The organism is Paraclostridium dentum, from assembly GCF_012922555.1.
In the GTDB taxonomy this organism is placed as follows: Bacteria; Bacillota; Clostridia; order Peptostreptococcales; family Peptostreptococcaceae; genus Paraclostridium; species Paraclostridium dentum.
Map to the genome: position 1 here is coordinate 25,543 of NZ_WIPK01000008.1, position 23,589 is coordinate 49,131.

Below are 23,589 nucleotides of genomic sequence, written 5' to 3' on the forward strand. Positions count from 1 at the left end.
GGAATTTATAAAAAAAGCTGTTGATCTAATAATCAATAGCTTTTTTTATACAAAAAATTACATGAAAATAGGCTTTTAAAATTCATTTTAAAAAATATTTTAACAAATAGATAAAAAATTAACGAAAAATCATTGACAATTGTTTTCTCAGGATATATTATATAAACATAAAGTTTGTTAATTAACTAACATTGATATAAATCAACTAATATCTTGGGAGGATTTTAAAATGACTAAAGAAGCTAAAAAGGTAGTGAATATGAATGGTTTAAAAGAAATGACAGCATCTGAAAAGGTTAACGATTTAGTTAAAAAAGCTAATATAGCTAAAGCTGAGATGCTGAAGTTAGATCAAGAAGCTGTAGATAAGATTGTTAAAGAAATGGCAATTAAAGGTCTTGATAAACATATAGAACTTGCTCAACTTGCTGTAGACGAAACTAAAAGGGGAGTTTTCGAAGATAAAGTAACTAAAAACATATTTGCAACTGAGTACGTTTATAATAGTATAAAGTACAAAAAAACAGTTGGTGTTATAGAGGAAAATGAAGAAGAAAATTATAAGTTAATAGCAGAACCTATAGGTGTTATAGCAGGAGTTACTCCTGTAACAAACCCAACTTCAACAACTATGTTTAAATCTATAATAGCTATGAAAAGTAGAAATCCAATTATATTTAGCTTCCATCCATCAGCTCAAAAGTCTTCATCTGAAGCTGCTAAAATAGTTAGAGATGCAGCTATAGCAGCAGGAGCACCAAAAGATTGTATTCAATGGATAGAAGAGCCATCAATTGAAGCTTCAAACGCTTTAATGAAAAATGATGGAGTGTCATTAATATTAGCAACAGGGGGACCAGGTATGGTTAAAGCTGCATACTCTTCTGGAAAACCAGCTTTAGGAGTAGGAGCAGGGAACGTACCCTGTTATATAGAAAAAACAGCTGATGCAAAACAAGCAGTAAATGATTTAATATTGTCAAAAACATTTGATAATGGAATGATATGTGCATCAGAACAAGCTGTAATAATAGATGAAGAAATTTATGATGAAGTGGTAGGATTAATGAAATCTTATGATTGCTATTTCGTAAATAAAGAAGAAAAAGAATTATTAGAAGGATTAGTTATAAACAAAGAGAGTTGTACAATAAATGCTGACATAGTAGGACAAAGTGCTTATAAAATAGCTCAAATGGCAGGTATAAAGAATGCACCTAAAAATGCAAAAATATTAGTTGCTGAACTTGAAGGAGTTGGATATGATTATCCATTATCTAAAGAAAAATTAAGTCCAGTCTTAGCTTGTTATAAAGTAAAAGGATATAAAGAAGGAATACAAAAATGTGTAGAAATGACAGAATTTGGCGGTCTTGGACACTCTGCAGTTATACATTCAAATAGCGACGATATAATACTAGAGTTTGGGAAAAAGGTTAGAACAGGTAGATTACTTGTAAATGCACCTTCAACTCATGGAGCAATAGGTGATATATATAATGTAAATATGCCATCATTAACGTTAGGATGTGGATCTATGGGTAATAACTCAACAACAGACAATGTATCAGCAGTAAACTTAATAAACATTAAAAAAGTTACTATGAGAAGAAATAATATGCAATGGTTTAGAATACCAGAGAGAGTTTACCATGAATTTGGATCAGTTAGCTACTTAGAGAAAATGGCAGATACTAATAGAGTAATGATAGTTACAGATAGAATGATGGTTCAATTAGGATATGTAGATAAATTAACTTATCATTTAAGAAAGAGAAACAACCCAGTTATGATAGAAGTATTTTCAGATGTAGAACCAGATCCATCAGTAGATACAGTATTAAATGGGGCAAATGTTATGAGACAATTTAAACCGGATACTATAATAGCTTTAGGTGGAGGATCATCAATGGATGCAGCTAAAGGTATGTGGTTATTCTATGAAAATCCTGAAGTGAACTTTGATGATTTAAGACTAAGGTTTATGGATATAAGAAAAAGAGTATTTAAGTTCCCTAAATTAGGAAGACAGGCAAAAATGGTAGCTATACCTACAACTTCAGGAACAGGCTCAGAAGTTACATCTTTTGCAGTAGTAACAGATAAAGTTAATAACGTAAAATATCCTTTAGCAGATTATGAGCTAACTCCAGATATAGCAATAATAGATCCTAACTTTGTTATGACAGTTCCTAAAGCTGTTACAGCAGATACAGGAGTAGACGTATTAACTCATGCAATAGAAGCGTACGTGTCAGTAATGGCTACAGATTATACAGATGCATTAGCTATAAAAGCTATACAAATGGTATTTGAATATCTTCCAAGAGCATATAAAGATGGTAGTGACAAAGAGGCAAGAGAAAAAATGCACAATGCATCATGTATGGCAGGTATGGCATTTGCAAATGCATTCTTAGGAATAAATCACTCATTAGCTCATAAATTAGGATCAGAATTCCATATATCACATGGTAGATCTAATGCAATATTATTACCATATGTTATAAGATATAATGCAACTAAACCAACTAAGTTCTCAGCATTCCCTAAATATAAATCATTTGTAGCTGATAAGAAGTATGCTGAAATATCAAGATACTTAGGGTTAAAAGCTAAAACTACAGAAGAGGGCGTTGCTAGTTTAATAGATGCTGTAAATAAATTATTAGTTGAACTTAATATACCAAGAACAATTGCTGAATGTGGAGTAAGTGGAAAAGATTTTGAAGCTGCAGTTGATAAGTTAGCTTTAGACGCATTTGATGATCAATGTACACCAGCTAATCCAAGATATCCACTTGTATCAGAATTAAAAGATATATACTTAACTGCATTTGGAAAAGTTGATAAAAAATAAGAAATAAGAATTTTCAGAAAATAAATTGACTAGCAGAGAATGGTATACTATACTTTGATTATAAGTAATAAATAAAGGGGCCTATTAAGGCCCCCTTATTTATTTACAATTATAGTGCTTGTTTAGTAAAAATTACTTTTTCCTTATCGTTTTTAATAGATATACTTGAATTTGAGTAATCAATTTCAAAGTTTGCGAATGCAGAGAATAAATCAATATCTCTCATAAGATGTACTGTCATTAAATTATTTAATTTATTGAATCTAAGTATTATTGATCTAACGAATGGAAATTGTAACCTTGATGCAAAGAAAATGCTACTATCGCCACAATCTATATCTAAACTTCTATAATTAATATCAATGAATAAGTCTATATCGTTATCTTCCTCTCTTATAATTCTATAGTCAAATTCTGTATCTAAATTTAAATTTCCTATTTTAATCATAAACAACAACTCCTTAATAGTTATTAATAAACTATTATACTCCAAAAATTTTAAATATCAATATTATAATAAAAAAGAGCTTTCATCGGGGGAACGAAAGCTCACAATTGGGGAGATTGAGTTAAATATTGTTTAAATATTTATATATTATATTATTACCTCAATTTTAAGTTTTATAACACAAAAATCAAAAAAACTCCCTAAAATTTTAGGGAGAAAGAATTATTTTTTATTTATAAATTTAGGGCCTAAGTATTTTTTTATATCTTCTTCTGAAGAAAAATCATCTAATAGTATTTCTCTGCCGCTATCTTCTAATATTACTAAAACTTCGCAATCACCTTGTAAGAAGAATTTTCTAACAGTATCTTCTCTTACTTCCCTAACTTTAGTTACGTTTTTTTTCTTCTTTTCATAATCTTTTGTATAGTAACTTTCCATCATATTTATAACTTTTGTATATCTATTCATATAAAAGTACCTCCTAATAAGTTTCGAAAAAATATGTTATAATAAGTGTTTGTATTAACCTAATAATTATAACAAGGAGTATTAATAATGGCTAGCCTAAAAAAGATTGATATAGAGAAAAGCATAGATTTTGCAAAAGAAAATAATTTAATAGATGAGTTAAATAAAGTATATGAATCTGTACCTAATGGAAATTGTACAGGGTGTGGTAATTGTTGTATGGAATCAGTAGGTATAAATTTAATTGAATTTATAAATATATACCATTATTTAAGCCTTGATGAAGATTTAAGAAAAAAATGTTTGAGTAAGGTTATAGATTATTATTTCTTAGAATATGTAAAAAAGAGTCCTTGTCCATTTAAAGATGAAAATAATAGATGCTTAATTTATGAAGTTAGACCTTTAAATTGCAGAATATATGGACACTGGACAAAAGAGGACTATAACTCAAACTTAGAAAATATAAGTAATAGAAATAAAGAGTATGCATCTTTAATAAAAGATAAATATAAATTTGAAATTAACAATGATGTTGTGAATTTTAAAATAAATTACTGTGAATCATTTAAACCAAATGATAGATATTTGAGAAAAGATGAAAGACTTAACTTTGCAGATTCTATGATGGTATTAGATTCGAAAATTTATTCAAAAGGAATAATGAATATAGAATTCAAGGATAGAGGTATCGTAGAGTATTTTATAGAATCATTATTATACGAAGATACAGCTTATAATATAAAAATAAGAGTATCAAAAGATGAGAGCGTAAGAAAGTGTGCTTTAGATAGATTAAAAACAATAGTATTGTAAGGTGATTCTAATGAGATTTAAAAATATAAAAGGAAACTCTTTTTACATAAGAGGAGGAACAAACACTGGGGTTTATGTGTTTAATGATAAAAGTGCTTTGATTATAGATCCAGGGCTTCCAGGTGTTAGACCTAGAAATATAATTAGAGACTTAGAAAAAGAAGGAATAACCATAAAATGGATGATAAACACGCATGAACACAATGACCACTATGGAGCGGGATATCAATTTAAAGAAAAATACCCTAATTTAGTAAATATGTCTAGTTTCTATTCAAAGTTGTATATAGATAATCCTATCTTATTTTCTACATATATAATGGGTGGAAATACTAATGAATTTTTTGATAATATATTAATGAGTAAAAATATGAAAAATGTAAGTATAGATAGGACCATAAAACCAGGAAAATTACATATAAATGGCGAATATATAGAAATAATTGATTTAAAAGGCCATACAGCTGGTTCAATAGGAGTACTAACTAAAGATAAGGTGCTTTTTTTAGGAGACATGCTAGTAGGCGAGGAACTTTTATATAAGTTTGATTTATTATTTATATTTGATGTAGAAGCATATTTAAATTCATTGGATTTATTACAGACAATAGATTTTGAATATGCTGTGTTAGGTCATTGCAAAAAAGAGTTAGATAAATTTGAAACATTAGACTTATTAAAGAAACATAGAGAGTCAGTAAATAAATATTTAAATCAAATAAGAAATATAATGAAAGAGCCTACAAGCTTAGAGTCTATTTTGAAAATTATATTGAATGAAAACAATTTAAGTTATAATTATAAGGAATATTACTTCTTTAAGTCAACGTTGGTTGGAATGATAAGTTACCTAAATAAATTAGGTGAAATTAAATATTTTATAGAAGATGGAGATGTTCTTTATTATACAAAATGAATATAATTTATGTTAAAATATAGAAGTTGACAAATCTGAAAATAAAGGGTGAGAAATAATGGAATACGAAAAGTGGGATAAGATACTTGTTCCTTATGAACACGCTGTGGAAGAACTGAAAGTTAAATTTAAGAATACAAGAAAAGAGTTTTTAAAAAGAGGAGAGTATTCTCCTATAGAGTTTGTAACGGGAAGAACTAAAAAAATTTCATCCATAATATCAAAGGCAAAGAGGCTAGATATTGCTAATTTGGAAGATATGGAAGATATAGCTGGAATAAGGATAATGTGTCAATTCGTTGAAGATATATATACTATAGTAGATCTTATAAAATCAAGAAACGATATGGAGATAGTCTACGAAAAGGATTATATTGAAAACTTTAAAGATAGTGGATATAGAAGTTACCACGTAATAATAAGATATCCTATAAACACTGCGTTAGGATATAAAGAAATTCTATGTGAAATTCAAATAAGAACTCTAGCTATGAACTTTTGGGCTACGATAGAGCATTCTTTAAAATATAAATATGAACACTATATACCAGAGGATTTAGCTATGAGATTGAGAAGAGCGGCTGATGCAGCATTTTTATTAGATCAAGAGATGAGCGAAATTAGAGAGCATATAATGAAAGCTCAAGTTATGTATCAAGTTAAATCTATAACGGTTAGAGATGTTTTAGGAAAAATACAAGAGCTTTACGATTTAGGTGAAACTCATAAAGCTATAGTATATCAAAGAAGATTAGATAGGATTGATACGGAAAGAGATATAACTGAAATACTAGCTTTAAAAAATGAGATAGATACCCTTTTAGAAGGGTATAATAAAAAAAGAAGAGGGTAGTAATCTCGCTTCTTTTTTTTACGCAACGGACTAAGTCGTTAGCTACATGGGCTAAGCGAATTTTACGCTTAAGAAAATCAAATATAATTTAGAAAGGACATTAACATGAGTTTATATGCAATAGGAGATTTACATTTTTCAACTGCTGTTAATAAGCCTATGAACATATTTGGAGATAACTGGGATAATCACGAAGAGAAGATAATTAATAGTTGGAAAAGTAAAGTTAATGAAGAAGATACAGTATTAATTGTTGGAGATACATCTTGGGCTATAAATATGAACGAGGCAGAAGAAGATTTAAATATAATACATAATCTTCCTGGAAAAAAGATATATGTAAAAGGAAACCATGATTACTGGTGGACGACAGTAGCAAAATTAAATAAATTATATGATGATATGAGTTTCTTACAAAACAACTTTTATCAATATGAAGAATATGCAATTTGTGGAACTAGAGGATGGATATGCCCTAATGATGTTAAATTTACAGAAGATGATGAGAAAATTTATAAAAGAGAAGCTCATAGACTAAAACTTTCTTTAGATGCAGCTAAGAAGGCTGGATTTAAAAAGATAATAGTTATAACACATTACCCACCGACTAATGATAAATTAGATCCATCTTTATTTACAGAAATATATGAGTCTTACGGAGTTGAAAAAGTGGTATATGGGCATTTACATGGAAAAGAATCATTTAAAATGGGATTAAAGGGAATTAGAAATGAAGTTGAATATAATTTGGTATCTTGTGATTATGTAGATTTTAATTTGATAAAAATTATGGATTAATTAATAAAATATGGTAAATACTATTAATATATCAAACCTGAAATATAAACTTTAGGTAAAGGAGTTGTTAATGTGAGATGGGCATTAGTAATTTTACTTTTATATATATTGCCTTTGTGGGTCTTGTTTAAAAACAAAGAAGATTTCAAAAGGGCGAGTATGTATGGAGGTATGTATGTAGTAGTTGCCACTGTTATAGTAATCTGTAATATATATATAAGTACGATAAATAAAATAGAAGAAATTTTAGAATATAGAAGTTATGCTTTTAATGAACAGTATGAAGATAACCAAGAAAGCAAATATAAAAATGAAAAAATGGAAGATAAACAATCGGAGTTAAAAGAAACTAAGAAAGTTGAAAATAGTGAAAAGCAATCTTCAAATACAGAGAATGATTTTAAGAAAGAAGAATCTAATACAAATGAAGTAGATAGTGTATCTATGCAAAAAAGTGATAAAGAGACCGTACAAAACTTTAAAAGTGAAATATATAAAATAGAAAGAAAAGCATTAGTACCTATGAGGGAATGCCTTCCAAATACTAAAAATTTAGATATAAATGTTAATACTATAAACAAAGCTAAAAAAGATGTTGCATATGCTAAAGAAATGTGTGATGAAGTAGTGCAAACTTATGAAGACATGGAAGTGCCTAAACTTTCTAATGAAGATGCGACTAACCAATTAGAATATTCTAAAATATGTGTACAAAAGGCTTATATTTTAAGGGGCAAAGCTATGGAATGTGCACAAACCATGTTAAAAACTAAAAACTTAAAGTATATAAGTCAGATAAAAGAATATCTTAGCTTATCTGATAAGGAAATTAAAAATTTTGTAGATACAATAAAAAGTTTATAGAAATTTGATATAATGTTTAACGTAGAACATAAAAAGCTTGTATTGTACAAGCTTTTTTTACGCTTAAAGAAGAGGATACTTACTAAAAATTGTAGATAACCTATAAAATTTATTTATAACAAGATTATATACTTTGAGCGTAAAAAAGCTTTTTGAGCAACGGACGAAGTCGTTTGAGTAACGGGACACGAGTTTACCGAGTGGACGTTGACGACATGAACGAAGTGAATTTCTTACGCTTAGAATTATAGATTATTTAGACATAATAAGTAACCAAAGTGAATTTTTTTAAAACACAAACATATACTAAATAGTGTTATTTTGATTTATAATATCTAGTATGTTATAATGTGTTAACTACAATAATATAAAGTTTTATTTGGAGGTAAAAATGGGAAAGTTAAATATATGCATAGATATAGATGGAACGATAACTAATCCATATCATTTTATTCCGTACTTAAATGATATGTACAATAAAAAAATAACAGAAGAAGATTGTGTAACACATAAGTTAGAAGAATTATATCAAGTAGAACTAGATGATTTATTACAATCATTCCACACTGATTTCATTCATGCTTACAAAGAAGCTAATGTTGTAGATGGAGCTAAAGAAGTTATAAAGGAATTAAATGAAAATCATAACTTGTACTTTGTTACAGCTAGAAGTGAGATATTGAAGGATATAACTACAGGATGGCTATCTGATAATGATTTAGGATATATAGATGTACACTTATTAGGAAGTGATTACAAAGTTAGTAAAGCAAAAGAATTAGAATGTAATATATTTATAGAAGATAATCCAAGTAATGCTGAACAATTGGCATCTGAAGGATTAACTGTATTATTATTAGACAATAATTATAACAAGAATATTGAAAATGAAAATATAATAAGAGTAAAAAATTGGGATGATATAAAGGCATTTATATTAAGTCTCCAATAAACTTAAAGTGGGGGGCTAGATAGTTGTTAGAAGTTAAAATAAATAATAAAAAACAAACAATAAGTATAAAAAGTAAAGATATAAAACACATGTTAAGTGAACGTGAAGACTTTATTAGTGTTCAAGATATATCTAAAGATATAAAAGAAGACAGCATAATGGCATTTGATTGTCAGTTAGATGATAGTATGTTTTCAGTAGAAGAGATTAATGAACTACTCGAAGAACTAGGTGAAGAAGCTACTGTAGAAGAATTTCAAATATTATTTGAAGATGTAAGAGCTTTTGTAAAAGATATTACAGATGAAATTGAGTCGGATTTAAGAGAACAGTATTTAAATGATGATATAAGATGCTTTTTTAATGTGTATAGTATAGATGAAACATTTACAGATTTTAAGTTGGTATTTGTAATAAGCTTTAAAGATATAAGCATTGCATCACTTACTAGCTTGACTGAGTTAATAGGAAAAAAACAATTAAATGGAGATTCTAAATTTTATAGTTAAAAATAGTTTTGGGGATGCCTTAAATAAAAACATTTAAGACACCCCCATTTTAATGTAAAAGAATATAAATTGTAATAATGAAAAATTAAAAGTATAATAATACCTATAAAATAAGATGAATAAAAATAAAAGAAAGGACGGAAATGGGATGCCACAAATAAAAATAAGAGGAATAAATGAAACTGATGTATGTAAAATAAGCGAGAATATGATAGATAAATTAGTTGAAGCAGTTAAATGCCCAAGAGATTATTTTGAAATAGAGTGTATAAAGTCAGTTGCTATAAGAGATGGGAAGATTGCAGAGGTATATCCTTTTGTAGAAGTTGCATGGTTTGATAGAGGACAGGAAGTTCAAGATGTAGTTGCTAAAATTATAACTGATAGTATAAGAAATAATTTAGATGTAGAAAGTATGGATTTAGCTTTTACAGTCTTTGAGAAAGAAAAGTATTATGAAAATGGAGAACATTTTTAAAAGGAAGGTACAGATTATGGCTAAAAAACAACGATTAGATAAAGTACTTTCTAACCTAGGCTATGGAAGTAGAGCTGAAATAAAGAGAGATTGCAAAAATGGACTAGTTAAAGTAAATGGGAAAATAGAAAATAACCCGGGTCTTCAAGTTGATACGGATAAAGATATTATAAATTTTGATGGAGAAACTATAGAATATAAAGAATTTATATACTTAATGTTAAACAAACCAGAGGGGTATATATCAGCTACTTTTGATAAACATGATCCTATAGTTTTAGATTTGATAGATAAGAAATCATTAGCATTTGAACCGTTTCCAGTAGGAAGGTTAGATAAGGATACTGAGGGGTTATTAGTATTAACTAATGATGGACAATTATCACATAGGGTTTTATCACCAAAGAGTCATGTTCCTAAAACTTACTTTGCAGAAATTGATGGAGTTGTAACAGAAGATGATATAAAAGCTTTTAAAGAAGGAGTAATATTAGATGATGGCTATAAAACTATGCCAGCAGAACTTATTATTCTTGAAAGTGGAGACGTATCTAAAATAGAACTTACTATACATGAAGGTAAGTTTCATCAAGTAAAAAGGATGTTTGAAAGTGTAGACAAAAAAGTTACGTACTTAAAGAGACTTTCTATGGGAAAACTAAATCTAGATGAAAGTTTAGAGTTGGGAGAATATAGAGAATTAACAGAAGAAGAAGTTAAATTAATAGAAGAAAGATAATTTTGTATACGGAGGATTAAAGAGTGAAAAGAAGAGATATTATAGAATTTGAGATAGATAAAATGGAATTTGGAGGAACATCAGTAAGTCGTTTAGGAAATAGAGACATATATATGAAAGGCGGGATAACTGGACAAAAAGTTAAGGCTTCGGTTAAAAAAACTAAAAGTGGAAAAGCTGAAGTAAAAATGATGGAACTTTTAGAAAGTTCACCACTAGAGACTGAAACACCATGCAAGCATTTTAACGTATGTGGTGGGTGTAGTATGTTATCTGTGCCTTATGAAAAACAATTAGAAATAAAAGAAAGACAAGTAATGGATTTATTTTTAGAGCAAGATATATTTGGATTTAACTTCCAAGGTATCGAGCAAAGTCCTCAAACTAAAGAATATAGAAACAAAATGGAGTATACTTTCGGAGATGAAATGAAAGATGGACCATTAACTTTAGGATTACACAAAAAAGGGAAGCATATTGATATTTTAACTGTTGATGGATGTTTTTTAGTAGACAATGACTTTATAAATGTTTTAACATCTACAGTAGAATATTTTAACGAAAAGAATACACCTTATTACAGAAATATGAGTCATAAAGGTTATTTAAGAAATCTTGTAGTAAGAAAAGGTATAAATACAAATGAAATGATGGTTAACATCGTTACATCATCTCAAGAAGATTTCGACATGACAGAATATAAAGATATGCTTCTAAACTTAGACTTAAAAGCTGATTTAGTAAGTATATTACACACAATAAATGACGGGTTAGCAGATGCAGTTAATTGTGATGAACTAATAGTTTTACATGGAAGAGATTATATACAAGAAGAACTTTTAGGCCTTAAATTTAAGATATCTCCATTCTCATTCTTCCAAACAAACACTAAAGGTGCTGAAGAATTATACAAAATAGCTAGAGAGTTTGTCGGGGAACATAATGATAAAGTAGTATTTGACTTATATAGTGGGACTGGAACAATAGGACAAGTTATGGCTGAAAAAGCTAAAAAGGTTTATGGTATAGAGATTATAGAGGAAGCTGTTGAAGCTGCAAATAAAAATGCAAAGTTAAATAACTTAACAAATTGTGAATTTATAGCAGGGGATGTAGCTAAAACAGTTAATAAATTAAAAGCTAAGCCAGATATAATAATAGTAGATCCACCAAGACCAGGAGTTCATAAAGATGCTATAAGAGATATATCAAAATTTGATTCTAAAGAAATAGTTTATATATCTTGTAATCCAAAAACTTTAGTATTAGACTTAGTAGAGTTTAAAAAATATGGATATGAGGTAGAAAAGGTTAAATGCATGGACATGTTCCCAAATACTCCTCATGTTGAAACAATTGTAAAATTATATAAGAAAAATTAAAATAATATAAACTAAAAAAGCTATCTCGATTTACGAGATAGCTTTCAATTTATATATTAAGCTTTGTTTATAGAACCGAATAATTCCATTTTCTCTTTAACAGTAGCTTTTATAGCTTCAAATCCTGGAGCTAAAACTTTACGAGGGTCAAAACCTTTACCTTGTAGGTCTTTTCCTTCTTCTATATATTTACGAGTAGCAGCAGCGAAAGCTAATTGACACTCTGTATTAACGTTTATTTTAGAAACACCTAAAGATATAGCTTTTTTTATCATATCAGCAGGTATACCTGTTCCACCATGTAAAACTAATGGCATGTCTCCTGTAACATTGTTTATAGCTTCTAAAGCATCAAAGTTTAATCCAGCCCAATTTTCTGGATATTGACCATGTATGTTTCCTATACCAGCTGCTAACATATCAACACCTAAATCAGCTATTAATTTACATTCATTAGGGTCAGCTATTTCACCAGCACCAACAACACCATCTTCTTCTCCACCTATAGAACCAACTTCTGCTTCTACAGATATCCCTTTAGCATTTGCTATTTTTATTACTTCTTTTGTTTTTTCTATATTTTCTTCAATAGAATAATGAGAACCATCAAACATTACAGAAGAGAATCCTGCTTCTATTACTTTTAATGCTCCTTCATAACTACCATGATCTAAATGTAGAGCTACTGGAACTGTTATATTTAATTCTTCTAACATTCCATTAACCATACCAACTATAGTTTTATATCCACCCATGTACTTACCAGCACCTTCAGATACCCCTAGTATAACTGGAGAATTGTTTTCCTGAGCTGTAAGTAATACTGCTTTAGTCCACTCTAAGTTATTTATGTTGAATTGACCAACAGCATATTTACCTTCTCTAGCTTTGTTTAACATTTCTTTAGCTGAAACTAACATATTAAAAACCTCCATAAGAAAATTAACTTTAATAACAATAATAAGATTGTTAAAAAGTTATGTATATACCTAATGCATATTATACCCTAAAAGGACAAAAATGAAAATAAAATATTAAATTAGATTTTTGTTTTGGATAAAAAAAGCTTTATAAAAATATTTAATAATATGTAAATTTGGCGATTAATTATAAATAAACAGGTATACTTAAAGTATGAAATATTGTATATTTATATATGGGAAAACCATATTTAATTCAACTCTCACATAGTCTATAGTCAGGAGGGCATATATGTATAAAATTATAAAGAGCTTCAATAATAATGTTATCTTATGCGTAGAAGAAAATCAAAATAAAGAGTACATTTTAATAGGAAGTGGAATTGGATTTAAGGCAACTGTAAATTCAATTTTTAAAGATACTAATAAAATTGAAAAAATATTTGTTATAAATGAAGATAGATATAAAAATATAGAAGAATTATATAACTCTATAAATCCAACTTATATTGGTGTTGCCACAGAAAGTTTATCTATATTAGATAATAGTATAAATGTGGATATGAATGATAAATCTCATATGGCATTGTTAGACCACTTAGTATTTGCTATAGAAAGATACTTTGACAATATATATTTAGAAAATCAATTTAAGGCAGAATTAAAAACCCTATATGAATATGAGTGGGATTTAGCTAAAGATATAATTGATTTTATAAATAGAGCACTAGGTATAAATTTAACAGAAGATGAAGTTGCGTTTGTAACGATGCATATAAATGGAATATTAAATAAAACAAAAGTTGTTGATAGTGCTAAGCAAGCTATAATAATTAAAGAAGCTATTGATTTTTTAGAAAAAGAATTAGGTATAAATATATGCAAAGATTCTATATATTATAATAGGCTGATAATACATTTAAGGCTAGCTATAAATAGAGCTGTAAAAGGAATTTCAGAAGAAAATATGTTATTAGATCATATAAAGGAAAAGTTAAAGAACTCATACAATATATCTGAAACATTATGCAATTATTTAAATGAAAATTATGATATAAAGCTAAGTGAAAATGAAATAGGATTCATTACACTACACATTGATAGACTAATAACAAAAACAAAAAAATAATGTAGAAAAAAGTCGGGAAACTGTTTACAAGCTTTAAATTAGATGCTATAATTAACATATACTTAATAAATGAGCGTGTTACTGGTAAAGCAGGCAAGAGCTAATATATTTGTATTTATACGATTATTTTATAATACGTAAAAATATGAATATTTTAGCTCTTTTTTATTTATCATAGTAATATGTATAAAATGTTAATTTAAATTTAATTTGATTAGTCATACTAAAAAATTAAGGAGGAATTATAATATGCTTCAATTTTTACAAAGAATAGGTAAAGCAATAATGCTTCCAATAGCAGCATTACCTGTTGCAGGGATATTATTAGGAGTTGGTGGAGCGCTTCTTAATATAGCAGCATTACAAAATGCGCCAGCTATATACCAACCACTAATAGGATTTGTATCTATACCTGCAGTAACAGTAATTTTACAGATAATGCAAGGTGTAGGAGATATAGTATTTGGAAACTTACCTCTATTATTTGCAGTTGGTACAGCAGTAGGACTTGCAAAAGAGGATAAAGGTACATCAGCACTTGCTTCAGTATTTGGATTCTTAATAATGAATAAAGTTATAGGTGTATTACTTGGATTAGGAGTTACACAATTAGGAGTTATAACTCCAGATAGTACTCCAGCTCAGTATGCAACATATGTAACTACAACATTAGGTATATACACACTTAATATGTCTGTATTTGGTGGTATTATAACTGGTATAGTTACATCTACTTTACACAATAAATATTACAATATACAATTACCGCAAGTTATAGGATTCTTCTCAGGATCAAGATTTGTTCCAATAGTAGTTTCAATAGCTATGGCAATTGTAGGTGGAATACTTGCATTTGTTTGGCCATTTGTTCAAGATGGAATAGCATTTATAGCATTAGGAGTTAACAATGCAGGTGTAGTAGGAACATTCTTCTACGGAGTTATAGAAAGATCATTAATACCATTTGGATTACACCATGTATTCTATACACCATTCTGGTTTGGTTCTTTTGTTGATGGTCATGTTTTAATAGATGGAGCTTGGCAAACAGTTCAAGGTGCAAACTATGCATACTTTGCACAATTAGGAAGTATGCAGGATTTAGTAGGAGCTTCACCAGAAACTATGTCAAGAATAGTAGCAGGAACAACAAGATTTATGGCTGGTAAATTCCCATTCATGATGTTTGGATTACCTGCAGCAGCATTAGCAATGTATCATACAGCTGCTCCAAGTAAGAAAAAAGTTGTTGGAAGTTTATTATTATCAGCAGCAGTTACATCTTTCTTAACAGGTATAACTGAACCATTAGAATTTACATTCTTATTTGTTGCACCAGTTTTATATGGAGTTCACTGTATACTTGCAGGTATTTCATTCTTATTAATGGATGTATTAAATGTATTTATAGGAATGACATTCTCTGGAGGATTTATAGACTTCGCATTATTCGGAATACTTCCAGCTGGAGCAGGAGTTCCAACTAACTGGTTAAGAGTTATAATGGTAGGAGCTGTATATGCAGTAGTTTACTACTTCTTATTCAAGACTTTAATACTTAAATTAAATTTAAAAACTCCAGGTAGAGATGAAAATGAAGAAGAAACAAAATTATATACAAAAGCTGATTATCAAGCAGAAAAAGGTGGGAAATCAGCTAATAGTGAAATAGAAGAAAATGCACCATATGTTTTAGAGGCATTAGGAGGAGCTGAAAATATAGTTTCTGTAGATGCATGTATAACTAGACTAAGAGTTGAAGTAAAAGATACCTCTAAAGTTCAAAAAACTAGATTTAAAGAACTTGGTGCTGTTGGTGTTATGGAAGTTGGTAAAGGAATCCAAGTTATATACGGAGCTAAAGCTGACGCATACAAACAACAAATTAATAAAATATTAGGAAGATAAATAAAAAGCCTTAAAGTTTAACTTTAAGGCTTTTTTTATGTTTAAAAAATATATGTTTGCTATAAGATTAAGAAAAATAAATTTTATTACAAAATATGGGTATAATATTTTTTACTTATAAATCACATACTATATATTATGCAACAGGAGGAATATATACTATGGTAAATATAAAAAAGATTATATCCTTAATTATAATTACAATTGTATCAATTTCTGCTATTTTTATAAATTTAAAATTAAATGAAAATATGGGTATAAATGAAATAAAAACATCAATAATACAAGGTTTTAAAACTGTAAAGATAATAGCAGATAAAAGTAGTATTGATTATGATGGACTTAAATTTAATGTAAGTATGCCAGTAGTAGACTATGAGGATAAAGATATAGAAAGATATATAAATACATATATAAGAAAAAATATAAATGAATTTATTAATTTAAAAAAACAAAAAAAAGATGTTTCTAAAAATTATAAAGGCGAGAAAATAGACATAAATTATCATGTGGTATTTGAAGATAAAAATGTCTTAAATATTCTTATATATAAAGATGTATATATAAAAAATAAGAAATATGAAAGAATAAAAGATAGTTATGTATTTGATTTAAAAACGGGGCAAAGAATATATATAGACAATTTTTTAAAAAATAATCAAGATTATAAAGACACAATAGAAAATTATATTATTAATGATATTAATAAAAAAAATATTAAAATAGATAAAAATAAAATAAGAATAGATAAATATACAAACTACTATATAACTAATGAAGGTATATGTGTATATTTTAATCCATACCAAATTAGTAATAGAAAAAATATTTATGATTTTAAAATTCCAGTTACAGCATTTAATAATAAGATAAAAGATATAAACACAAACCCAATAGTGGCACAAATCGACACACAAACTATAACTAAAAACAATGAGTATATAAATAGTATAATAAATGTACCAATCATAATAACCGAAAATAAAAATATTGAGAAGAATATAAATGAACTTATAAAAAATGACATAATGAATGGATATTTTGAAGTAGAAGAAGAAGCTAAAGACTTTTTAAAAAATACACCTAAAGAATATATAACTCCATATATATATAATGTAGATTTTGATGTTAAAAAGAATAGTGATTCAATGCTAAGTATTGTAATTAAAATTTACCAATATAGTGGAGGGGCTCATGGATACTATGAGAATAGGTCCTATAATATATTTATAGAAAACGGACAAAACTTAAATTTAAAAGATTTATTTAAAGAAAACTCAGATTATAAGAAGGTTATAAATGAGTTAATAAGAGATCAGATAAAAGAAAATAAATTAGATTATAGTTTTAAATCAATTTCTGAAAATCAAAAATTTTACATTCAAGATGATAAGTTAGTTATATATTTTGATTTATATGAAATAGCTCCTTTTGCAGGTGGAATTCCAGAGTTTAGACTAAGTGCAGATAAAATAAATCACATTTTAAATGAAAAATATATAAATATATTTAAATAGTGTAGTAATATTACTACACTATTTAAATTTTTCGATTAAATTGTTGGATTTAAAGAAGCTATTTTTGTAACTGCAACATAAACTCTAGAAAGTTCATACCATGTTTTAAAGTCTACAATTCCGCTTTGAGGCAATCCAAATATGCTTTGAAACACTTTAACTGAGTTTGCAGTATCTTGACCAAACACACCATCTTCCCTAACTTTAGGAATTGCAGGATATCCCTTAGAAATAGCATTTAATTGGCTTTGAATTGTTCTAACATCTTTACCTGTAGAACCTACTTGAAGGGATTCGCCAGGAAAAGATACCGGAACTCCACTTACTACTGGAGCTTTTTCAAGGACTATACTTTCACCATAAAATTTTCTTAAAATTTCTTCATAACTAAGGCCTTGATCTCCCAAATTTTTACTTCCCCACTGAGTCATTTGACCAGGACATTGAGTTTTATTTCCATCACAATATTGTGCTAATAAAGGCTGTCTAGCAGTTGGAGGTCTTTTTATAAAAGTGTTGAAAACTTCATCTACAGCAACGCTTATAGTATCAAATACATTTCTTTCATGAATGTATTTATGATCATAAGTTGTAGTTGATGTAATAGTGAATGAATATCCTTTGCTTCTATACCATTCAGTAAAAACTCTATTTAATGTAAATGAGACAATTGCTATTACATTAGCCAGTATAGTTTCTGTTGGCCATGTAGAATATATTTCTGAAGAAGCAACATTTTTTATATAATCTTTAAAATATACCCAATAGTCAGGGACATTTTTATTTTCAGGTAAGCCATCGTGGACAACTACAAATTCAGGGACTACTGGATTATCCAAAACAACGAATCCTGTTGGAGGTGGTATAGGCTTTAAGTCACTTTCAGGAATTTTAGGAGGATAGTTGCCCCAAAGTGTATGAGGTCCTATATCTATTACTATTTCATTTTGTCTGCTATATAAACATTTGCTTCTTTGACGAGGATTCATTTGTATACCTTGTTGAGCTATTACTGTTGCTAAAACTTGTGTACCATTAATTATAATTGTCTCATATCCATCTTTTGTAACCTCTACTATATATTGGCTATAAGGTCTTACGTCGCTTGGTTGTTGAGAATATATTAAATCTGGAGCAGCTAGATTTAAACCTACAACCTGACCGGAAATATCGGTTTTTAAATTTTGATAAATTACTGTGGAGGCCTTGTTGTCATCTCCAACGGAGTATACGTTTACGTTTGCATCTACAACTGGAAAGTTTGTAGTGCTGTCTACAACGCTAACAGTTAAAAAACCATCTTGCATAAAAAAACTCCTTTCTTATATAAAATCAACTTATCTATACATAGTATGAATAAAAGTATTATTTTGTTAAGATATTTGGAAATAATATAATATGAACGATAAAAAAGAAAGGTAATGCAAAAAATGAAATTAGACTTATTAATAATATCTCTAGCGCCTACAATAGCGATTTTAATATGGATATATATAAAAGATAAATATGATAAAGAACCTATAAAGGTACTTATAAGGTTATTTTTTATAGGAACATTGATAAGTATACCTGCAATAGCGATTGAAGATATATTACTTAAAGCTAAGATTGATAATTCGCATTTAAATTTAATTTACACTGCATTTATAGTAGCAGCTGCAACAGAAGAAATTTTAAAAGTTATGATTTTGATTCCTTATACCTTAAGAAGTAGGCATTACACAGAAAAACTAGATGGAATAGTTTACAGTATATTTACGACTCTTGGATTTGCTACAATAGAAAATCTTATTTATATTTTTCATGGCAATCAATTAAACTTACTACAAATTGGATTAGCTAGGGCTGTAATATCTATTCCTGCACATGTTTTATTTGCAATAAATATGGGATATTACTTATCTATGTATAAGTTTAATTTAGATAAGCCTAAAGTCAGAAAAGTATTGTTAGCTAAACTTATTTTAATACCTATAGCTTTACATGGTGTATTTGATATTTTAGCCATGATAAAAACGACATGGGCTTCTATAGGTTTTGTTATTTACTTGATTTATTTATGGAAAATAAGTTTAGATAAGTTAGATGAATACACAGATTATGCTAGAAGACGTTTTTTAAGATTAAAGAAAAAGAAACATAAACACAAAAAATAAATAGGAGTGATTTTATGAGTTATATAAACAAAAGTCAAGAATTAGTAATATCTAAGTTTTTGCAAAGATATGATTACGATGGTGTTTTAGATATATTAATTGAATGCGGAATAGAGAGTGGAGATTTATATTATTTATTAAAATCATGTAAATATGCTACTAATTTTGATTTTAAAACGGCACTTAAACTTACTAAAAATTTAAGTGAACAAATGCTAGAGAGAAAAGAAATTAAAAATCTTATAACTAATTTAGAAAATTTAAATAAAGGCGAGCCTGAAGATATACTATCAGAGTTGATTGAAAATATAAAAATTCAAATTGTTAATGAAGAATATATAGATTTTTTAGGAAGATTGTATAGATTAAAAGAAGCTTTATTTAAATATATATTTGTTAATACGAAAGAAGGCAAAAGGTATACTGTATCAATGCACGGCAATATGGTGTCTAAGAAAAATATACTATATACACTAAAAAAGAAGTATAATATATATAATGGTAATCTTATACATGGTGTAACTCAGTATATAAAAAGATATCTAAAACAAACTAAAAGGATGGACAGAGTTCTTGAAATACTAAATAGTGAAAAACTTGAGAATTTAATAAGACTTAGAAATGAAAGCCCTGTAGGCCATGGATTTAGAGGTGTAAGTAAGGAAGATATTGAAAAAATTTATGGAAGTCCTATGGAAGTTGTTTATGACTTGATAAAGGCGTGTGAACTTTTAGATTTGGGGATAAATACTAAAAAGTATGAACATATAAATGATATAGTTATAGAACTTTTATCTAAGTATGTAGAACATGGAGGAGATGGTGAATTTGAGCGCAAATGTTAAAAAAGAAATAATAGAATGGATAAAAATAATAGTTACCTCACTAGTCATAGCACTTGTAATAACTCACTTTGTTAGACCTACATTAGTACAAGGCTCATCAATGTACCCAACACTTGAGGAAAAAGACTATTTAATAATAAATAGAGTTGCCTATAACCATAAAGAGCCTCAAAGAGGAGATATTATAGTTTTTAAATCTGATTTAGTGCAAGCTAATGGAAAAGAAAAAGATTTAGTAAAAAGAGTTATAGGTGTTCCTGGTGACCATCTTAAGATTACAAATGGAGATGTGTATATAAATGGAAAGCTTCAAAATGAACCTTATATACATGGTCAAAAAACTGAAGGTGAAATAGACACAACTATTCCAAAAGGATATATATTTGCAATGGGAGACAACAGAGGTAACAGTATGGATAGTAGAGATCCTGAGGTAGGGATAGTAAAAGAAAGTGATATAATGGGTAAAGTTGTAATTAGATTATTACCTTTTAATAAAATTGGTAAAGTTTCATAGGAGCTTAAAATGAAATTAGGAATATCTGCTTTAGTTCATGAAATAGATCGTGCTATTTATATATGTAAAACAAATAAAAATATAAATCATATAGAAATAGGTATAGACAATTTAATTGAATGTAAAAAAGTTTTATTATATAAAGATGAGTTTAAAAAAAATAACATAAGTATAGGAATACACTTACCTATGGAGTTAAACACTTGCGAAAATGTAGAATATATAAGAAATTCATGGGTAAAGTTTATATATGAAATGAATTCAGAATTAGAAGAACTTGATATAAAATATTTTAATATGCACTTAGGATATGTAATAAAGTCTAGATTTGAGAGAAATAAGCAAAAGTATTTAGATAATTCTATAAAATTTCTTGAGTTAATAAACTTAGAAAATAAGCGTGTTTTTATAGAAAATACATATACAAATGGTGGAGATATATGCAATATAGGAACAACAGTAAATGAATTTGAATATATATTAAATAATATAGACAATATTGAATTTTGTTACGACACAGGTCATAACTTAATCAATGAGGACTGTTTTGTAGATACATTAAATTCCAAAATAAATTTGATACACTTAAGTGATAATGATGGGAAAGAAGATTTGCATGTTGGGATTGGAAAAGGAATTTTAGATTTAGAAGATTTAAAAGATTTAATGTCTATAAAGATTCAATATGTAGTTTTGGAAATAAAATATGAAGATATAGATGAATCTATAAAAGTATTAGAACGGTTTATGTAAAATAAATCGTTCTAAATTTATAAATAGACATATTAAAGGATAGGAGAAAGATTTATGGAAAATATAAATATAAAAATTAATAATAAAAATTATGAATATCCTAAAAATGTAACTTTAGATATAATAGCGAAAGATTTAAGTAATGAATACAAGGGTATAGTAACAATAGGAAAAATAAAAAATAAATTAAAAGATTTAAACAGTAATTTAGATAAAGATTGTGATTTAGAATTAATTGATACAACTCAACCAGATGGAATGAGAGTTTACATGAGAACGCTATCTTTGATTTTTATAAAAGCATGTGAAGAAATTTTTAATGGGTGTAAGGTTACAATAGAACACTCATTATCAAATGGATTATACTGTGAAATAAAAAATAATAAAAGTGAAGTTACAGAAGAAGATATAGAAAAAATAAAGGCAAAAGTAAAAAGTATAATAAAATCTGATTTAAAAATAGAAAAAATTGTTACAGATAAATCTGAAGCAATAAAAATACTTAAAAATAATAACAAAAATGCAAAGGCAGAATTATTAAAGTATAAAGAATATGAAGATGTGAAATTATATAAATGCGGTGGATATATAAATCATTTTTATGGTCATATGTTGCCGTCTACTAGCCATGTTAAAACTTTCGATATAAAAAAATGGCAATCAGGAGTAGTTATATTAGGACCAAGCAAAGAAAATAAAAATGAGCCTCAAAATTTTGTAGCTCAGCCAAAGCTTTCTAATATATATAAAGAGTCAGAAGTTTGGTCTGAACTTATTGGAATAGACAAGGTTGCTAGTTTAAATGAAGCTATAGAAAGTAAAAAATACGGAGAAATAATAAGTATAGTTGAAGCATTGCATGAAAAAAAGATATCACAAATTGCAGATATAATAAAAGAAAATAATAAAAGAGTTATATTAATAGCTGCGCCATCTTCATCTGGAAAAACAAGTTTTGCACACAGGTTATCTATACAATTAAAAGTTAATAACTTACATCCGGTGCCTATTTCTTTAGATGACTATTTTGTTGATAGAGAAGACACTCCTCTAGATGAGTTTGGTAATTTTGATTTTGAATCTATATATGCGATAGACTTAGAATTATTTAACAGTGATTTAGAAAAGTTATTAAAAGGTGAAGAAATTAAACTTCCAAAATTTAATTTTAAAACAGGAAAAAGAGAATTTAGCGGAAAAACTTTAAAAATTGAAAAAGACCAACCTATTATTCTAGAAGGTATACATGCATTAAATCCAATGCTAACACAGAGTATAGATGATAAGGATAAATTTAAAATATATATAAGTGTTCTTACTCAAATAAATTTAGATAACCATAATAGAATACCAACAACAGACTTAAGACTTATAAGAAGAATAGTGAGAGACTACAATTTTAGAGGATATAGTGCTGAAAAAACTATTTTAAATTGGTGGTCAGTAAGAAGGGGAGAAGATAAAAATATATTCCCTTATCAAGAAGAAGCTGATATAATGTTTAACTCAGCTTGTTTATATGAGTTAGCGGTTTTAAAGAAATATGCAAAGCCACTTTTAGAACAAATTGAAGATGACAACGAAGCATTTATAGAGTCTAATAGAATATTAAAGTTTTTACAATATTTTGTAGAGTTAGACGATGAATTAGATATACCTCCGACATCTATAATTAGAGAATTTATTGGAGGTAGTAGAATTGTTGATTAGACTTGGAATCCTGGGAAGTTGACATAAACCCAGGATTTTTTGTATTAT

At 27.7% G+C, this 23,589-nt stretch carries 23 protein-coding genes; 19 read left to right on the plus strand and 4 right to left on the minus strand.

The window, feature by feature from the left end:
• Positions 1 to 229 precede the first annotated feature (229 nt).
• Positions 230 to 2,860, plus strand: a complete 2,631-nt coding sequence (gene adhE, locus GFJ41_RS12335; RefSeq protein ID WP_170075463.1) for a bifunctional acetaldehyde-CoA/alcohol dehydrogenase — start codon at positions 230 to 232, stop codon at positions 2,858 to 2,860.
• A 109-nt stretch (positions 2,861 to 2,969) separates the two neighbouring features.
• Here adhE and GFJ41_RS12340 read toward each other — a convergent pair whose 3' ends face one another.
• Positions 2,970 to 3,308 (minus strand): hypothetical protein, encoded by a 339-nt coding sequence (locus GFJ41_RS12340; protein WP_021428442.1) that lies wholly within the window; start codon positions 3,306 to 3,308, stop codon positions 2,970 to 2,972.
• Positions 3,309 to 3,530: 222 nt separating this feature from the next.
• Positions 3,531 to 3,779 carry a hypothetical protein gene (locus GFJ41_RS12345; protein WP_021428389.1) on the minus strand — a complete coding sequence of 83 codons (249 nt, stop codon included), beginning with the start codon at positions 3,777 to 3,779 and terminating at the stop codon, positions 3,531 to 3,533.
• A gap of 87 nt (positions 3,780 to 3,866) precedes the next feature.
• Here GFJ41_RS12345 and GFJ41_RS12350 point away from each other — a divergent pair, with 87 nt between their 5' ends.
• The 10 genes from GFJ41_RS12350 to rlmD all read left to right on the plus strand — a co-directional run bounded on the left by GFJ41_RS12350 (position 3,867) and on the right by rlmD (position 12,086).
• Complete coding sequence (locus GFJ41_RS12350) at positions 3,867 to 4,595, plus strand: YkgJ family cysteine cluster protein (protein WP_170075464.1); 729 nt, start codon at positions 3,867 to 3,869, stop codon at positions 4,593 to 4,595.
• 10 nt (positions 4,596 to 4,605) lie between these two features.
• Positions 4,606 to 5,511, plus strand: a complete 906-nt coding sequence (locus GFJ41_RS12355) for an MBL fold metallo-hydrolase (RefSeq protein WP_170075465.1) — start codon at positions 4,606 to 4,608, stop codon at positions 5,509 to 5,511.
• 58 nt (positions 5,512 to 5,569) lie between these two features.
• Entirely contained in the window at positions 5,570 to 6,364 is a 795-nt protein-coding gene (locus tag GFJ41_RS12360) for a GTP pyrophosphokinase (RefSeq protein WP_021428441.1), read from the plus strand.
• Between the two features lie 105 nt (positions 6,365 to 6,469).
• Positions 6,470 to 7,162 carry a metallophosphoesterase gene (locus tag GFJ41_RS12365; protein WP_035116991.1) on the plus strand — a complete coding sequence of 231 codons (693 nt, stop codon included), beginning with the start codon at positions 6,470 to 6,472 and terminating at the stop codon, positions 7,160 to 7,162.
• A gap of 72 nt (positions 7,163 to 7,234) precedes the next feature.
• Complete coding sequence (locus GFJ41_RS12370) at positions 7,235 to 8,026, plus strand: hypothetical protein (protein ID WP_170075466.1); 792 nt, start codon at positions 7,235 to 7,237, stop codon at positions 8,024 to 8,026.
• Between the two features lie 391 nt (positions 8,027 to 8,417).
• Positions 8,418 to 8,978, plus strand: a complete 561-nt coding sequence (locus GFJ41_RS12375; RefSeq protein ID WP_021428469.1) for a 5' nucleotidase, NT5C type — start codon at positions 8,418 to 8,420, stop codon at positions 8,976 to 8,978.
• A gap of 23 nt (positions 8,979 to 9,001) precedes the next feature.
• Positions 9,002 to 9,487: a hypothetical protein gene (locus GFJ41_RS12380; RefSeq protein WP_021428520.1), complete on the plus strand. Its 486-nt coding sequence runs from the start codon at positions 9,002 to 9,004 to the stop codon at positions 9,485 to 9,487.
• A 148-nt stretch (positions 9,488 to 9,635) separates the two neighbouring features.
• On the plus strand, positions 9,636 to 9,965 hold the full coding sequence (locus GFJ41_RS12385) for a DUF1904 domain-containing protein (RefSeq protein ID WP_024619959.1): 330 nt from the start codon (positions 9,636 to 9,638) through the stop codon (positions 9,963 to 9,965).
• A 16-nt stretch (positions 9,966 to 9,981) separates the two neighbouring features.
• Positions 9,982 to 10,704 (plus strand): pseudouridine synthase, encoded by a 723-nt coding sequence (locus GFJ41_RS12390; protein ID WP_170075467.1) that lies wholly within the window; start codon positions 9,982 to 9,984, stop codon positions 10,702 to 10,704.
• Between the two features lie 23 nt (positions 10,705 to 10,727).
• Complete coding sequence (gene rlmD, locus GFJ41_RS12395) at positions 10,728 to 12,086, plus strand: 23S rRNA (uracil(1939)-C(5))-methyltransferase RlmD (RefSeq protein WP_142730569.1); 1,359 nt, start codon at positions 10,728 to 10,730, stop codon at positions 12,084 to 12,086.
• A gap of 56 nt (positions 12,087 to 12,142) precedes the next feature.
• On the opposite strand, the gene fba is transcribed toward rlmD, so the two are convergent.
• A complete protein-coding gene (fba, locus tag GFJ41_RS12400; protein ID WP_021431687.1) occupies positions 12,143 to 13,006 on the minus strand; it encodes a class II fructose-1,6-bisphosphate aldolase in 864 nt (287 codons plus the stop codon).
• Positions 13,007 to 13,298: 292 nt separating this feature from the next.
• Here fba and GFJ41_RS12405 point away from each other — a divergent pair, with 292 nt between their 5' ends.
• The 3 genes from GFJ41_RS12405 to GFJ41_RS12415 all read left to right on the plus strand — a co-directional run bounded on the left by GFJ41_RS12405 (position 13,299) and on the right by GFJ41_RS12415 (position 17,560).
• On the plus strand, positions 13,299 to 14,135 hold the full coding sequence (locus GFJ41_RS12405) for a PRD domain-containing protein (protein ID WP_170075468.1): 837 nt from the start codon (positions 13,299 to 13,301) through the stop codon (positions 14,133 to 14,135).
• Positions 14,136 to 14,384: 249 nt separating this feature from the next.
• Complete coding sequence (locus tag GFJ41_RS12410) at positions 14,385 to 16,043, plus strand: PTS transporter subunit EIIC (protein ID WP_170075469.1); 1,659 nt, start codon at positions 14,385 to 14,387, stop codon at positions 16,041 to 16,043.
• Between the two features lie 161 nt (positions 16,044 to 16,204).
• Positions 16,205 to 17,560 carry a DUF3298 and DUF4163 domain-containing protein gene (locus GFJ41_RS12415; protein ID WP_170075470.1) on the plus strand — a complete coding sequence of 452 codons (1,356 nt, stop codon included), beginning with the start codon at positions 16,205 to 16,207 and terminating at the stop codon, positions 17,558 to 17,560.
• A gap of 35 nt (positions 17,561 to 17,595) precedes the next feature.
• Here the strand turns inward: GFJ41_RS12415 and sleC are convergent, their stop codons facing one another.
• Complete coding sequence (gene sleC, locus GFJ41_RS12420; protein WP_170075471.1) at positions 17,596 to 18,867, minus strand: spore cortex-lytic germination protein SleC; 1,272 nt, start codon at positions 18,865 to 18,867, stop codon at positions 17,596 to 17,598.
• A 123-nt stretch (positions 18,868 to 18,990) separates the two neighbouring features.
• Between sleC and GFJ41_RS12425 the strand changes: the two genes are divergently transcribed.
• From GFJ41_RS12425 to GFJ41_RS12445, 5 genes are read left to right on the plus strand one after another with little or no spacing between them, the layout of a single operon-like run.
• The gene (locus GFJ41_RS12425) at positions 18,991 to 19,716 is read left to right on the plus strand and encodes a PrsW family intramembrane metalloprotease (protein WP_206001554.1); all 726 of its coding nucleotides are present in this window, start codon (positions 18,991 to 18,993) and stop codon (positions 19,714 to 19,716) included.
• 14 nt (positions 19,717 to 19,730) lie between these two features.
• Positions 19,731 to 20,561 carry a hypothetical protein gene (locus GFJ41_RS12430; RefSeq protein ID WP_035116964.1) on the plus strand — a complete coding sequence of 277 codons (831 nt, stop codon included), beginning with the start codon at positions 19,731 to 19,733 and terminating at the stop codon, positions 20,559 to 20,561.
• A complete protein-coding gene (gene lepB, locus GFJ41_RS12435) occupies positions 20,545 to 21,078 on the plus strand; it encodes a signal peptidase I (RefSeq protein ID WP_021428444.1) in 534 nt (177 codons plus the stop codon). Before GFJ41_RS12430 ends, lepB begins: the two co-directional genes overlap by 17 nt.
• 9 nt (positions 21,079 to 21,087) lie before the next feature.
• A complete protein-coding gene (locus GFJ41_RS12440; protein WP_170075473.1) occupies positions 21,088 to 21,831 on the plus strand; it encodes a TIM barrel protein in 744 nt (247 codons plus the stop codon).
• Between the two features lie 54 nt (positions 21,832 to 21,885).
• Positions 21,886 to 23,541: a nucleoside kinase gene (locus GFJ41_RS12445; RefSeq protein WP_170075474.1), complete on the plus strand. Its 1,656-nt coding sequence runs from the start codon at positions 21,886 to 21,888 to the stop codon at positions 23,539 to 23,541.
• Positions 23,542 to 23,589: the final 48 nt, after the last annotated feature.

Excerpts from the sequence above, each read along its gene's own strand:
- adhE (WP_170075463.1), top strand. The coding sequence starts at position 230 with ATGACTAAAGAAGCTAAAAAGGTAGTGAATATGAATGGTTTAAAAGAA.
- GFJ41_RS12340 (WP_021428442.1), bottom strand. The coding sequence starts at position 3,308 with ATGATTAAAATAGGAAATTTAAATTTAGATACAGAATTTGACTATAGA.
- GFJ41_RS12345 (WP_021428389.1), bottom strand. The coding sequence starts at position 3,779 with ATGAATAGATATACAAAAGTTATAAATATGATGGAAAGTTACTATACA.
- GFJ41_RS12350 (WP_170075464.1), top strand. The coding sequence starts at position 3,867 with ATGGCTAGCCTAAAAAAGATTGATATAGAGAAAAGCATAGATTTTGCA.
- GFJ41_RS12355 (WP_170075465.1), top strand. The coding sequence starts at position 4,606 with ATGAGATTTAAAAATATAAAAGGAAACTCTTTTTACATAAGAGGAGGA.
- GFJ41_RS12360 (WP_021428441.1), top strand. The coding sequence starts at position 5,570 with ATGGAATACGAAAAGTGGGATAAGATACTTGTTCCTTATGAACACGCT.
- GFJ41_RS12365 (WP_035116991.1), top strand. The coding sequence starts at position 6,470 with ATGAGTTTATATGCAATAGGAGATTTACATTTTTCAACTGCTGTTAAT.
- GFJ41_RS12375 (WP_021428469.1), top strand. The coding sequence starts at position 8,418 with ATGGGAAAGTTAAATATATGCATAGATATAGATGGAACGATAACTAAT.
- GFJ41_RS12385 (WP_024619959.1), top strand. The coding sequence starts at position 9,636 with ATGCCACAAATAAAAATAAGAGGAATAAATGAAACTGATGTATGTAAA.
- GFJ41_RS12390 (WP_170075467.1), top strand. The coding sequence starts at position 9,982 with ATGGCTAAAAAACAACGATTAGATAAAGTACTTTCTAACCTAGGCTAT.
- fba (WP_021431687.1), bottom strand. The coding sequence starts at position 13,006 with ATGTTAGTTTCAGCTAAAGAAATGTTAAACAAAGCTAGAGAAGGTAAA.
- GFJ41_RS12405 (WP_170075468.1), top strand. The coding sequence starts at position 13,299 with ATGTATAAAATTATAAAGAGCTTCAATAATAATGTTATCTTATGCGTA.
- GFJ41_RS12410 (WP_170075469.1), top strand. The coding sequence starts at position 14,385 with ATGCTTCAATTTTTACAAAGAATAGGTAAAGCAATAATGCTTCCAATA.
- GFJ41_RS12415 (WP_170075470.1), top strand. The coding sequence starts at position 16,205 with ATGGTAAATATAAAAAAGATTATATCCTTAATTATAATTACAATTGTA.
- sleC (WP_170075471.1), bottom strand. The coding sequence starts at position 18,867 with ATGCAAGATGGTTTTTTAACTGTTAGCGTTGTAGACAGCACTACAAAC.
- GFJ41_RS12425 (WP_206001554.1), top strand. The coding sequence starts at position 18,991 with ATGAAATTAGACTTATTAATAATATCTCTAGCGCCTACAATAGCGATT.
- GFJ41_RS12430 (WP_035116964.1), top strand. The coding sequence starts at position 19,731 with ATGAGTTATATAAACAAAAGTCAAGAATTAGTAATATCTAAGTTTTTG.
- GFJ41_RS12440 (WP_170075473.1), top strand. The coding sequence starts at position 21,088 with ATGAAATTAGGAATATCTGCTTTAGTTCATGAAATAGATCGTGCTATT.
- GFJ41_RS12445 (WP_170075474.1), top strand. The coding sequence starts at position 21,886 with ATGGAAAATATAAATATAAAAATTAATAATAAAAATTATGAATATCCT.